12 protein-coding genes and 1 pseudogene are annotated in these 12,504 nt (G+C 55.8%); 7 read left to right on the top strand and 6 right to left on the bottom strand.

The annotated features are described in order from the left end of the window. The 6 genes from iteA to CLU91_RS26545 all read left to right on the top strand — a co-directional run. On the top strand, window positions 1-1,194 hold a 1,194-nt coding region (iteA, locus tag CLU91_RS26525), incomplete at its 5' end, for an anti-phage ATPase IteA (protein ID WP_332870906.1). Continuing rightward, entirely contained in the window at window positions 1,148-3,490 is a 2,343-nt protein-coding gene (gene iteS, locus CLU91_RS26530) for a S8 family anti-phage peptidase IteS (protein ID WP_100876941.1), read from the top strand. The genes iteA and iteS, both read left to right, overlap by 47 nt. A 38-nt stretch (window positions 3,491-3,528) precedes the next feature. Beyond that, window positions 3,529-3,864 carry a hypothetical protein gene (locus CLU91_RS26535; RefSeq protein WP_100876942.1) on the top strand — a complete coding sequence of 112 codons (336 nt, stop codon included), beginning with the start codon at window positions 3,529-3,531 and terminating at the stop codon, window positions 3,862-3,864. 336 nt (window positions 3,865-4,200) lie between these two features. After that, window positions 4,201-4,911 (top strand): hypothetical protein, encoded by a 711-nt coding sequence (locus tag CLU91_RS26540; RefSeq protein ID WP_100876943.1) that lies wholly within the window; start codon window positions 4,201-4,203, stop codon window positions 4,909-4,911. Window positions 4,912-5,247: 336 nt separating this feature from the next. Next, the gene (locus tag CLU91_RS28045) at window positions 5,248-5,427 is read left to right on the top strand and encodes a hypothetical protein (protein ID WP_157814822.1); all 180 of its coding nucleotides are present in this window, start codon (window positions 5,248-5,250) and stop codon (window positions 5,425-5,427) included. After that, entirely contained in the window at window positions 5,424-5,993 is a 570-nt protein-coding gene (locus tag CLU91_RS26545; protein WP_100876944.1) for a plasmid fertility inhibition factor family protein, read from the top strand. Before CLU91_RS28045 ends, CLU91_RS26545 begins: the two co-directional genes overlap by 4 nt. Window positions 5,994-6,335: 342 nt before the next feature. On the opposite strand, the pseudogene CLU91_RS26550 reads toward CLU91_RS26545, so the two are convergent. Next, a pseudogene (locus tag CLU91_RS26550) lies at window positions 6,336-6,542 on the bottom strand (IS5/IS1182 family transposase); the annotation flags it as partial. A gap of 243 nt (window positions 6,543-6,785) precedes the next feature. Then, entirely contained in the window at window positions 6,786-7,670 is an 885-nt protein-coding gene (locus tag CLU91_RS26555; RefSeq protein ID WP_157814823.1) for an AcaB family transcriptional regulator, read from the bottom strand. 342 nt (window positions 7,671-8,012) lie between these two features. On the opposite strand from CLU91_RS26555, the gene CLU91_RS26560 reads away from it, so the two are divergent. Then, window positions 8,013-9,353, top strand: a complete 1,341-nt coding sequence (locus CLU91_RS26560) for a recombination directionality factor (RefSeq protein ID WP_100876946.1) — start codon at window positions 8,013-8,015, stop codon at window positions 9,351-9,353. Between the two features lie 297 nt (window positions 9,354-9,650). On the opposite strand, the gene CLU91_RS28050 is transcribed toward CLU91_RS26560, so the two are convergent. The 4 genes from CLU91_RS28050 to CLU91_RS26585 form a co-directional block, all read right to left on the bottom strand. Further along, window positions 9,651-9,920 (bottom strand): hypothetical protein, encoded by a 270-nt coding sequence (locus CLU91_RS28050; protein ID WP_157814824.1) that lies wholly within the window; start codon window positions 9,918-9,920, stop codon window positions 9,651-9,653. 128 nt (window positions 9,921-10,048) lie between these two features. Then, complete coding sequence (locus tag CLU91_RS26570) at window positions 10,049-10,453, bottom strand: hypothetical protein (RefSeq protein ID WP_157814825.1); 405 nt, start codon at window positions 10,451-10,453, stop codon at window positions 10,049-10,051. Window positions 10,454-10,516: 63 nt separating this feature from the next. Further along, window positions 10,517-11,098, bottom strand: a complete 582-nt coding sequence (locus CLU91_RS26575; RefSeq protein WP_232730962.1) for a JAB domain-containing protein — start codon at window positions 11,096-11,098, stop codon at window positions 10,517-10,519. Window positions 11,099-11,666: 568 nt separating this feature from the next. Next, window positions 11,667-12,272, bottom strand: a complete 606-nt coding sequence (locus CLU91_RS26585; protein WP_157814826.1) for a hypothetical protein — start codon at window positions 12,270-12,272, stop codon at window positions 11,667-11,669. Between the last annotated feature and the right edge of the window lie 232 nt (window positions 12,273-12,504).

Genomic DNA, 12,504 nt, shown 5'->3' on the forward strand with positions numbered 1-12,504 from the left:
ACTCATGCTAAATTTTGTCATAAAATGTCTTTTCCGCATCTTTCTGAAGTATTAAAAATTCTCGACGGCGCGCTGCGGTCCAACGCTAGTATGTCTTCCAACTACGCCGGTCTGCTGGCGGACAAGTTGGAGCAAGAAGGCGAGCGCGAAATTGCCAGGCGAATCCGGGAACGCCTGGCGCGCGCGCCTGCAGCCGTTGCTTACGCTCAAGATGCCGGCGGGATGGCGGGGGGGTTGCCAGTGGACAGCGAAAGTCGTTTGGACACTCTCGATATCAGCACACCCGCCAAAGGAAGCGTGCATCTTTTTCTACCTGGAGGAACGGCCAAACGCGTCGAAGAATTCCTGCAAAGTGTGCGCCACTATGACCGCTTGCGTGAGGCGCGTGCGGCCATGCCGCTGCGCATGCTGCTTTATGGGGCGCCCGGTACGGGCAAGACGCAGGCGGCGCGCTGGATTGCCAGCGAACTAGGACTTCCGCTGCTGACGGCGCGTTGCGACACCTTAATCAGCAGCTTGCTGGGCCAGACAAGTAAGAATCTTCGTCGTATTTTCGATTACATCGAGCAACGTCCTTGCGTCCTCTTTCTCGACGAATTCGATGCCTTGGCGTCGGCCCGTGGCAATGAGCGGGATATCGGTGAACTCCAGCGTGTCGTTATCGCATTGTTACAGAACATCGACGCGCTTTCGGATAATACCGTGCTGTTAGCGGCCTCCAATCACGAAAAGATGCTTGACCCAGCCGTATGGCGCCGGTTCCCCTTCCAGCTGCCCCTTCCGTTGCCCGACACCGCATTGCGACACCAAATGTGGCAAAACATGCTTGGCGAGTTCGCACCGGAGGCGTTGGACTGGCAGTTGTTATCTACAAAGTCCGCAGGTGCGTCTGGCGCATTGATAGAGCAGGTCAGCCTCGATACCAAGCGGCATGCTGTTTTTGCTGGCAGCGCCCATATAGATGAGGAGGAGCTGTTCAGGCGCTTGTCGTTATCGTTGGCCTTGGCCGATGGTCACGCCTTGGCCACGTTGAGCGACGAGATACGCTGGTTACGGAACTGGGATACAAAAATTTTTTCCCTTAGGGAACTTGCTCGCTTATACAATGTATCTACTAGACAAATAAACCACTACCTCCAAGACGACCATGGCAACGCAGGCAAACCGACCCGGAAGAGGAAAGCCCAACCCTAGCAACCCGATTGCGCACGTGTCCTATGAGCGGCGCGATTTGATGGGCATGGACCCACCGGCCGGGGGCGGTGGAAAGGAACTGGTACCGGTCACTACAGAATTACGTCAGACGCTGTCGCGCTCGATGATGGCTGCGGCGAATATTATCGCCGCTGAAGCTGGGGTATACCCGGATATCCCCGGCGTAATGGTCGTGCGGATGCGTGACATGGCGGTGGCGAAGAGCCATCGCCCCTTGACATTGATTCACGAAGCGGACATCCCACCGGCAGGGCACGGTGAGATCAACGAAATGCTTGTTGCGGTCAATCCGGTCTCAATCGACCAGCTCAACCATGTGATCTCGCAGCGCAATACCAAGGCCGTGCGTGCGAATCTATCCGCCGTCGATGGCTTCGAGGCATGGAGCGTGGCGCGGCGCCTGCCGCGAGATGTGCGCGAGCAGCAGCTGACACAGGTTCTCGCAACGTTCCGCCAGCAAGCCACCCGGCTCATGGTTCGGCTTTTTACGCATGCCTCGCCAGTGACCACGAGCCGTGTGGTCGACCATTTTGAAGAGCTCTTGCGCCAATATAGACTGGAGCCGTTGCGCTTGCCACAGCGCGTAGGGCCGCCGCTTTACCTGCTGGCCTTGAACGGGACAATGACTGATGAAGCCTTCGCGGCAATTGTGCGTTTCCAAGGTGTGCGCCATGCCCGTCCAGAGCCCCGCATTCTCCCAACGGCGGCAGTGATGCCCGCCTCGCCCGGCCCGACATTCTCGGCTGGCCCGATTCCGGCCGGTCCTAACGTGCCGATCGTGGCGGTATTCGATTCTGGTGTGAATCCCGCCAGTGCGCATTTGCATCCCTGGGTGGCAAGCCGCGACGTCTACATCCTTCCGCCCGATACGGATTACGTGCATGGCACAGCGGTGGCCTCGCTCGTGGTCGATAGCCGTGGGCTAAACAGCCAGCATGGCCATTTCCCTATCGCCGGTGGATGCCTGATTCACGATGTGTGCGCTCTGGAGTCGGGGAGCGCTGGCGCGCAGCAAGCGGATTTGATCATCCGCTTGCGCGAGGCAATTCCCAAATACCCAAACATCAAAGTCTGGAACCTCTCACTGGGAGGCAACTCGATCAACGATGACGAGTTTTCCGAATTCGGCCGCGAACTCGATGCGCTCTCAGACATGCATGGCGTATTGTTTATTGTGGCTGCGGGAAACTATGTGCAGCTGCCACGTCGTAGTTGGCCAGCACCGGCTCAACCACTTGCGGACCGTATTTCAACGCCTGGTGATTCGGTGCGCGCGTTGACGGTCGGTGCCGTTACTCATCTCGATAGCCCCACAAGTCTGGTGCGCATTGATGAGCCGGCGCCATACTCCCGCCGCGGCCCAGGTCCTGTGTTCACACCTAAGCCCGACTTGGTGCATGTGGGTGGTAATGCCGACATGGACCTGCAGGCCGCCGGCATTGGCATCAACGTACTAAGGGCGGCGGGGCACGCGAGCGCAGATTGCGGCACCAGTTTTGCGTCGCCAATTGCGGCCGGGCTGGCAGCGCGTACCTGGTCCGCGTTAAGCGGACCAGGACGCGCGCATCCATTGGCCCCATATCCAGCCTTGATCAAGGCCTTGATGATTCACAGTGCGCAGTTGGGTTCACCAGAACGCGATGCCTTAACCCGCCGTTACTATGGGGCCGGCATACCCGGTGATCCCACTGCCGTGCTATACGATACGGACGCCAGCTTCTCGCTGCTTTTCGAACTGGACATCGTCGACTCGATGAAGTGGCGCAAAGCCCCTTTTCCAATCCCACCCTCGCTCCTGCAGAATGGCAAGTTGAAGGCCGAGGTCATCATCACAGCGGTTTATTCGCCACCAGTCGACGCGTCCAAAGGCGCGGAATATGTGCGCTTTAATATTGATGTCGGCTTTGGGCGCTTGTCGCCAAAGGCCAACGGTGGATGGGCATTTCACGGGTGCGTGCCAGTAGAGGGGGAGCTTGGCACGACGGGTTTCGAAGAAGCTCAGGTGGAGCATGGCGGAAAATGGTCCCCCGTTAAGACGTATCGACGCGCTTTTTCGAAGGGTGTTGCAGGCGACACATGGGCACTGCAGGCGACCTTACTGCGGAGGGCGTTCGAGCCGCCGTTGACGCAGCCAATGCGCGCGGTGATCATCGTAACGTTGCGTGCGCTCGATGACAATTCACTTGTTTATGAAGAAGGGCGCCGCCTTCTTGCTGCCTCCAACTGGCAGCATCAGGACATTGCAGCCCGTGTTGAGGTACCGGTGCGAGTGTGAGCGTAAAATGACACGACAGCTCAACGTTAATTAGGAAAATGCAATCGAAGCAAGCACCCTGGTCCCGTGCCTTCATTCGCTTTGAAATGCCGGTTTCGAACACGTGGAAAGTAATCGGTTCGTATGAAACGCCTGATGGCGTAACATTGTTTGATTCACTGTCCGACGGAAGAGACATCTTCCGCATTATCAGCGATATCGGGGCCAAGCTTCGGCAGGCCGCATCTAGTCCAGATCGAGAAGTAATCGTCATCCTTGTATCCGTAGATAGCAATTTCGACTATAAACTGGATTTCGAGAGCCAGGACGAAAACCGTTGGCAGATAACAAAACTCGAAATGCAACCGGTCTGCCGCAGGGTATCCATTAATTGATTGCTATCAAGAGTCCCTTTTGCAGTAGAAGGAGGCAATCTCAAATGGCCGCTTCAGGGCGGAAGCCACAAAGGACTGCAACCGGCCCAGGCCGTGTAAAAACTCGGAATCAGGCCCGCGCAGCAGAACTGTACACGCGGAGGCGTGTTCTGTGGCTTGTAGAATCGATCAGGGAGCTGTGCCGAGTTTGGGGTTCCAGGTGCAACGGAACGGAGAACCGGGTTAGTTTTGGTTTAGATACACACGCGTGTTAGGATTTTACTTACCATGCGCCTGCCGACTGGCTGTCGATTGACCAGGTCCAGCCCTTCTTGGATGTCCCACTAGGAAACAGTGATGCCCACCAAAGCCCATGACGTTTACCATGTCCAGATGACGGAGGCCAAGCTTCGGATATTGGCAGCAGAACGAGTCTCGACGGCGAGCGCTCCACTGACGGGTCTACCTTCGCTAGATTGTGAATTTTGTTTTCTGCAAATTCGAAAAGTCATCGAGCTAATAACGTTTGGTGCAATGGTCCGGGAAGAGCATCGTTATCGGCATTTCAGAGCAACGGAGCCGAAAACATCCAAGGCTCCGGAACCAGATCCGACGAGGGATTGGAATGCAAAAGAGATTCTGTCTAGGCTTGTGAAGCTCAGCCCACACATGCTGCCGATACCCCTTGGCGCTCACTCGTCGACTGGCACCGGCACGATCAATTTCGATCGCGCGAAAACTGTCGTAAATCACAGTAAATTAATCGAGCTATACGGGGTGTGCTCGACCTTCATGCATGCGCCGAATCCTCTTGGAGAAAACTTTATAGCGCAAGTTGAAATCCAGCGGGGCGAGTACCGTAAGGGGCCACAGACTATTAAGAAAGCGTTAGACTTTTTACGCCGGCTCCTCTGGCTTCACGCCGCAGTACAACTTGAATGGACAGACCAACAAAACGCGAGCTGCGTGGACAATCCCACGTCAGCTTGGATTGTCGATTTCAGCAGTTCAGAAAACGATGTTGTCAACATAGTCTTGGCTACTACTCAAGATACTGACCCACTTTAGTGTCGATTCAGGCATTTCATGACGCTATCGCGTCGACGTCTATGACCTCAATCTGACAGGCCCGCCCTTAACCCGGTTTTACGTTCCGTTGCACCTTGAACCCCAATTTCATTTGCAGTTAGCGCGAGCACGTTGCCCTTGAATGCAAGCCGGCGCCATGGATTGCGAGCATACTTGCAGATAGCGTGAGCACCAGTCGCTCGTCATTTGCACTTAATCTGAGCCGGGAAACGCATGGAATGCGAGCAGGGCCCGCTTCAAACGCGAGCCGCTACATATAACCGCCAGAACTGTGCTCAGGCCCAGCAGCTGTTCGCCGCTCAGCAAGGCGTCAGAGTGGCATTCTGGTGCGAGCCCGGTAAATTCCGTGCCGTAGCCGCCAACGATCACGCGCCAGCCTTCGGCAAGCAGTTCATCACTGGCAAGCCGGCTGAACGGAACTGCAGCCCGTCCACCTCGGAACTGGCGCGCGGCGACAAGCGGCCCGCCAGCGCCGGCAATGGCTGTTCACCATGACGGCGCTGCGCACCTTCGCTGGTGTACACCCTATTCACTACTTCCAGTGCGCGCTGTTCGCCGTGCGCACCGGCAGCGACACGGTCTATATGTGCGAGCAGGATCCTGGTTCTGACGGCGAAGAATGGGCGGTCATGGAGGTCGACCCCGAGCGGTTCCTGCAGCTATGGCGCCGGTCGGGCAGCAGCCATCCGGAGGTGGCGCACCAAAGCCCCGCGACTTGGCCGCTGGACCGCAAGTTCCCTTGGCCTGGCCGGCATTTTGCGGAGGGCCGTGCCAACCCGGTGCCGCTGGCCACCGTCAGCTGTGAGCTGCGACGCTTGGAAACGCCGGTGTGGCGTCGCTGGTTGCTGTGGAAGGTGCTGGCGCGCGTCGACGTCACCGAGCACCCAGTCCTCTCGTTCACCGACGGGGTCACCCGCACCATTTGGCTGCTGACTCACGGCGTGAAGGCCATGCCGGTCAAATGCCCGATGGCCGACGCGGCACGGCTGCAGGCGCTGGCCGGCGTGGATGGCGGCCAGGCGGTCGCCGTCGGTACCTTGTTCAAGCAAAAAATGGAGTGACACCGTTGGTTCGATCAGCGGCAGGGAAGTGGGGGTGGACCTGGCACCTGCGGCAGGCTGTCACACCAGGCGGGAGTGCCGGCATGCCGTGCAGCTGCCTTGGCGTGGACGATAGCGCGGGGGGTGCCGGCGGTGGATGGCCAGGGTAGAGGAGGGCGCCCGTCACCGAAGGCGGAGTGGACGAGCACCAGATTGAGGACCACCATACCCGCCAGGCGCTCGGCAAGCCGCTGTAGAACGTAAAACAACGTATCGGATGCGCCTGCCCTTCCGTGATAATCCTACTTATCACTGTTCGATTTATGGTGATATTTAGCGTGGAACAGGTTTAAGACGAGTGCGAAAGTACTGCTGGGCGATGTTCATGCGCAGCATGCGCTCCAGCCCGATCGGCGGTCGCCCGGCGCCTTAGTCCGTCGGATAGAACGGCTCGATCAGTTTGTGCAGCCTGCCCCGCGGCGTCACGCTGTCGATCTTGGCCAGGAAGCGGTCGCGCCGCGTCGGCTTCTTCTTGGCGGCGTATTCAAGGTCAGAAAAGCCCTTTTGCATGATTGATGGCGAACAGTCAGGATGCAGTTATTGCATCTGGTAGGTCCGCCGCAAGGAACGGCGTTTAATGAATAAATCAGTGGTTGCCTAATGCTGTTTATCGCCGGGGCTCTGATACCAGGCATACTGCGCCAATGGTGTTCGCTGTTTGCACTGGCGATTTTCAAGGAGTTTCCATGTTGCAACAGGATCGCGTGATAACTTCATAGCAACTCGCATCCCATAGCAAGAAAGGGGCTCCATTTAGGACATATCGACATGGTCTCGGCGACTGTGGCCGTGTGTAGACCCCGGTATGTGTGCCGTATTGGACGCGGCCGTGCTGACTGGTTCTCCGGCCGCAGTGGTATCGGAATTGTGTGCATCCCCCGATTGCATCGTCATGACCTTTGCGTCGGTTGACGGATTTTCATCGACAATCGTATCGCTTGCAACCGAATCATCAGAACTCAATGCATTGGCTGCGGGATGGCCGATCTGGTCAGTTCCATTTTTTTTATCTGCAGCGGTTTTGTCTATATTGGCAAGCGCCGCACTTTTCTTCTGCAGGCCAATCTTGAGCGTACGGACGATGCCGCCAACGCTACGCACCATTCTTTTAAAAAGGTTCTTCTTGATACTGAGCTGGCTTTCTGAGATGAGTTCATCAATGGCCAACGTTTCCAGCATGGGCATCAACTGATCGACTTTGGCAATGAGCTCGAGTAGTCGGCGACCAATCTTTCCAAGCATACGTACCTCAAGCGTGAGCGGTTCAATCACATAGGTTGCCAGGGAATCGATGTTGTTCTTGTGAAGTTCCTGCTCTACCCTGACCATTTCCTTGTCGATGCTGTCTATTTTCTCCTCGACAAGCTCAAGTACTTGCTTTTCAACCTGTTCGATATCGGCATCCGGTAAAGAAAGGCGCGCAATTTTGGAGATGTAGTGCATGTGGAGCTGCGTAATATCAAAATAACGGAGGAACAGACGCTTTCCCTCTGGGCTGGAAAGGCTCATTTTGACGATGCGACCGGCTGACTCGACCGGGGCGAGTGACGCCAGCGCCTGGCGTTGCAGCAATTTTTGATTCATCTCTCCGTGATCCTGACGGATCACGCTGACGTTGCCGTTTGTCGGATTCATCATCTTCCCCTCACTCGTTTGCCACTGCGTAGCCCCATGTTGGTCCATTTCCAGGCATGTTGTTGACCAATAAACTGCCGTTTTGACGGGGTATTTGAGTTGGTATTGCTAACCAATGAGCCAGAAAATGTTATTTGGAAGAGGATCTCTGCGTCGTGTCCACATCCGCAAGTGTGTGGATAGATAGATGCCTTGTCCGCCAACTAACCCGATCCAGGCTCCTACGCTGGTTCATTTCCCTATATGTCTATTGCCGCGCCGTGTGAAAGACCAGGGTTGACTTGGATGCTGTACAGGCGACCATGGAAGCACATACCAACTCGTGCAACCGTAAAGGAGTGGAATATGAACCATGGCGAAATAGCGTTGCGTAATGCCCAAGCTGCTCCCGTCACCGTGCTGGGGCACCGCGTAAAACGTATCCCTACCGCTGGGAAAATTCATGCCGGCATCCAGATTCTGACACCCGATGCGGCGAAGCACCGGGATATTGTTGCCATTTATGAGCAGGGTGTGGCGCAGAACATCTCGTTTCAGAGAATCTCACATCGGATACTTGAGCAGTTTCCTCAGATTAAGAAACCCTTGATACCGAAAAATGTTCCCTGGTTTACTGTCCGTCCAGAAGACTTTCCCAATCGTGACATACCCGAACAGATCATGCATTTGTACGGGGAGGACCGTGGTGAAGGGCGGCGTCTGTACCGATTCCCGGTTATTTTTCCAACCGACATATGGCAGCTGATCATGCCGCATGAGCTGGCGACATGGAGTGCCAACGAGAAGCGGTACTGGAGCGAGTATTCCGCCGACGGCCGGACACGGCATTGCATGATGTTCGCGCCGGCCAAAGTAGCGGCGGGCAGCAAGCGGATCATCCGTACCTTCGGCGGACGAGCAAAGCAACTGCGGCCCGACAATCACGGCATTTGTGATCCTGAATGCTGTCCGCAATTCCAGGCTCGGCAATGCAATCTCTCCGGGCGTTTTGTGTTTTACGTTCCTGGCGTTCAATCGATTGATGCCTTTGAACTGGCGACCAACAGCATCTATGCAATGAGTCGTGCCATTGAGCGGTTGGAAGCAGTGTCCTGTCTGCGCGGAGGGAAAATTGGAGGATATCTGGATTCAAATCGATCTACTTTCTACATCACGAAGATGTTGCGCGAGGTGTCGCGTATTGGTGATGATGGACGTCCTGTGAAAGCCGCTCACTGGATCATCGAGCTCCAGGCCCCCATTGATGTCGCCATGCTGCTGACGAATCAGTGCAATGGGGAGCCATTGCGCCTGACGGATCCATCGGCAACGCTGTTGAATGGTACGGGTCCTGTCGAGTTTGAGCCGGCTAGCGTCGCTGGCGATGAGCCTGGCGAACTGCCCGATTCCGCCGCCCACATAGCAGCAGATGACGATGGCGGCGCGAAGGTACACAATAGTGGCGCGTCGAATGCAGGGGCCGGGGAGGGGAGCGTAGAACCTACCGACCTGGGCGCAATGTGGATGTTGCTGGGTGAGATGGGGATTGCTCGAAGCGACTTTGAGAGCTACGCCGCTAAAAAGTGGGGTAGTGGCTGGCATATCAACCCGCGTGGCCGTGCACGCGTGTATGACGAGCTGAGGCGTCATACGAATCACCCGGAAGGGTTGAAAGATCAGATCGAGGCGGTGATTGGCTTGGTGTAATCGATGGGAGATGGCCGCAAAACTAGCTGCCTTGATGACCTATGAGCGGAGCCGTGCAGAAAACGATCGTTGAAAATATCGCCGACAAACACGTCGGCGATTCTGTAGGGGCGGTCGGGCTATGATGTTTTCACATTGCGTTGTTTCTTCGTCTGTCGAACGTAGTGCCAGGTCATAGCCACTGCCGCCACCGCAGCAGCAATGTCGACCGATATAATTATGTTGGCGAATGACATGCTATTCCTCCAGTTCTTTCTCTGTGACGAAAGTGTAGTTCATTTGCGCGTGGCGGCAAGCCTAATCGGTTGTATTTTCTTCGCTGCGGCTGCCGGGCTGTTCTGGCATTGGCCTGGATCCTTGTTCTATTTTTTTCTCCGTGTCTTCGATGCCGACGATAATGGTCGTACAGACACGGCAAACGACAAACAAGCCAAGGGCGACCAAGGCGGTGGTACGAGGACTGGCGCTAAATGCGCCCAGGACGGCGCTGGCGAACGATCCGGTTTCCAGATGTTTGAGTGCCTGCAGGGCGGTTTGTTGGGCTTTCTTATTGAACGTAAAACGCATTTTCAATGCCTCCATTGAAAAAACGTGGCCCGCCTGACCGGGACACATATCCTCCTTAGCAGGAGGCAGTCCAGGTCAGGCTGGATGCCGGCAAGATACCGGCGTGAGGTAGTCATTCAGTCGTCAGATCATGTGCCAGACGGCGTTTGTTGTTCTTCCAAAAGATGACTGGAATTGCCGTCGTGAGTTCTGCGTTCGGGGCCGGGAAACAGGCCCCTATCTGCCAGCAGCTGAACTCCGTGGAGGCCGGTATCCATGGCCATGCATTCACGCAACCATCGCGCAAAATGATGGCCATCCAGCCAGGCATGACATAGTGCAGGCGCTCCGAGCAACATGACCGGCGGCTGCATGTGGCCGCGTACCGCATCGACCATGCCATCAGCTTCGGCATGAGCGGCCGCAGCATCCATTGCATGGCGTGCTGTGGTTAGGTTGAACAGCCGGTGGGTCTTGGCCAGGACATAACTGACCCGGGTAAAGAAGCTACGCATGGCTTTCTCCTTTGAAAAGACGAAAATCGAGGCGTTCATGTCGATCCATGGCAGGATCTTGGGTATTGCGATCCCGAATGCACTTCCAGGCACCTCACCCTCCTACAACAGACCTTTCTCAGCAAACGAAAAAAAATCACCGGAGCCGACAATGACGTGGTCGAGCACCTCAATATCGATCAGCGCCATCGCTTTGCGAAGCGTTCGCGTCAAGTTCACATCGGCATCACTGGGATCGGGGCAGCCAGATGGATGATTGTGTGCAAAAAGGATGAAGCAGGCGTTGTGGCGGAGTGCCGATTTGACCAGTTCGCGCGGATAGACGCTTGTGGTTGTTAGTGTGCCTGCCGACAGGTCCTCCGTATCGATTAGACGCATTTTGACATCCAGATAGAGAGCCAGGAAAATCTCCCGCTCAACGCCGCAGTAGCGGATTGTGAGCCATTCGCGCACTGTTTTTGGCGACGTCAAACTCCAGGTACGTCTCAATGGCTCAGCCAGATCTCGGAGGAGGATTTCCCTTGCGAGATCCAATTTGCGCCGCACCTTTTGATCATATGCAGGTGTCCTCAAACAATTTGGCGTCGAGGTGGCATCTGTTGTTGCTGTGTTTCTGCGGGCTTTTGGCGCAGCGACGAGTTCACGCGCGAGTTCTTCGCGCGACATGAGATGTAGAGAGGTCATCACATTCTCCCAAAATGGATTCAAGAAAGGGAAAACGGTGTCCCACTCGGGAACGGTTTTCCCGGCAGGGGTATAGGCATTTCGTACAAAAGGCGTAACAAAATTGACGCGGCCTGAACAGGCCGACGCATACGCAGGACGCACCCTATGGATGAACATAAGCGACCTCAATTTACTTAGCGCGATCCTCTATGTAGAAGAACAGCCAAAAGTACCTCCAATGACCTACGGAGGCTTGAATTGCGGTCTGACCGTATCTATGATGAGCGGTGCTTCCGTATTGGCATTGCCTTGTCAGCGGTCGCTACGTTGCGCGCATATGCATGGAGGATCAGGATTCTTATGCTAAGACTGGGAAACTCTATTCGATTGACGTCGAGAGACGTCGAACGCTTGACACACCTGACTTTGATTCAGCCTGAGGGGGTGAAAAGCATCGACGATCTCGACGTCTATGTCGAACGCTGCAAACAATATTACTGGGGCACATCACCCGACTCGCGGAAGTTTCATCGGCTGATCGACGATACCGTCGCAAGCATTTGCAAGTCATGCTAACTCGTCCCGGCTATCTGCCAGCTGGGTGAGCACTGGTCGCCTTGGCGTCGTCCGGAGAAGTGGCACCATCCGTTCCAGCTGGCTTGGCAGGTTTCCCTTTCCGCGCCACATCGCGCAGGCGTTCGGCAGCTGGCTCAGTGATACGCTGCTGTGCGCACGCAACCAGGACGCTGCCGATGAGCCCGACAAAACGTCGCGTCAGACTGTACAGCGCGGTAAGCGGCAAGATGAACAGCATACGCCCACAGAAACGCAGGGCAGCCGCAAGATGTTCCGCACGCAGTTGACGTTGCTTATGCATGCGAATCGATCGTTTCGCTTGAAGATACAGACCGAGATGGTCTGATCTGATCTCGCCATTGCTGTCGAGTAGACGGAGTACTTCCGCCGCCACGATTGGATCACCAATGTTGCGGTAAAAGCTGATCCATGCCCGCTGCTCGCACTCTTCCAAAGCTGTTACTTTCCGTTTGGCAGGGCGATGTGGATATGTCGAGGTAGGACGATGCACCGTTTTTGACTGTTCATCGTTTGGCAATTGCCAAGTATCACGCCCTGACGGTTGGTCATCGCGATCGCTTTGCTGGGTATTGCCACGGTATGCCTTATTGGACATGATGTTCCCCTTAATGAAAAATGGGAACGGCAGATCCCAGGCGGGAACCACGACGTTCCCGAAAAAAAAACGAGGTCAGGACACAGAACGGCGCCATTTCCGCGACCTTTACCGGGGGCGCCATATAGGGAATCGCCTGTTTCTCCGATTCACTGCGATAGAGCCGGGTGTCGTCGATGTCTCCCCGCCACTGGCGATAGCGCTGACGTCCAGCAAGAGACAGGCTGTGCTA

This window comes from Janthinobacterium sp. 64 (genome assembly GCF_002813325.1).
In the GTDB taxonomy this organism is placed as follows: Bacteria; Pseudomonadota; Gammaproteobacteria; order Burkholderiales; family Burkholderiaceae_D; genus Janthinobacterium.

What these genes read in the sequence shown, in the direction of transcription:
- CLU91_RS26545 (WP_100876944.1), top strand. Translation starts at nt 5,424, where the DNA reads ATGACGGCGCTGCGCACCTTCGCTGGTGTACACCCTATTCACTACTTC.
- CLU91_RS26540 (WP_100876943.1), top strand. Translation starts at nt 4,201, where the DNA reads ATGCCCACCAAAGCCCATGACGTTTACCATGTCCAGATGACGGAGGCC.
- CLU91_RS28050 (WP_157814824.1), bottom strand. Translation starts at nt 9,920, where the DNA reads ATGCGTTTTACGTTCAATAAGAAAGCCCAACAAACCGCCCTGCAGGCA.
- CLU91_RS26555 (WP_157814823.1), bottom strand. Translation starts at nt 7,670, where the DNA reads ATGATGAATCCGACAAACGGCAACGTCAGCGTGATCCGTCAGGATCAC.
- CLU91_RS26560 (WP_100876946.1), top strand. Translation starts at nt 8,013, where the DNA reads ATGAACCATGGCGAAATAGCGTTGCGTAATGCCCAAGCTGCTCCCGTC.
- CLU91_RS26570 (WP_157814825.1), bottom strand. Translation starts at nt 10,453, where the DNA reads ATGAACGCCTCGATTTTCGTCTTTTCAAAGGAGAAAGCCATGCGTAGC.
- CLU91_RS26535 (WP_100876942.1), top strand. Translation starts at nt 3,529, where the DNA reads ATGCAATCGAAGCAAGCACCCTGGTCCCGTGCCTTCATTCGCTTTGAA.
- iteS (WP_100876941.1), top strand. Translation starts at nt 1,148, where the DNA reads ATGGCAACGCAGGCAAACCGACCCGGAAGAGGAAAGCCCAACCCTAGC.
- CLU91_RS26575 (WP_232730962.1), bottom strand. Translation starts at nt 11,098, where the DNA reads ATGACCTCTCTACATCTCATGTCGCGCGAAGAACTCGCGCGTGAACTC.
- CLU91_RS26585 (WP_157814826.1), bottom strand. Translation starts at nt 12,272, where the DNA reads ATGTCCAATAAGGCATACCGTGGCAATACCCAGCAAAGCGATCGCGAT.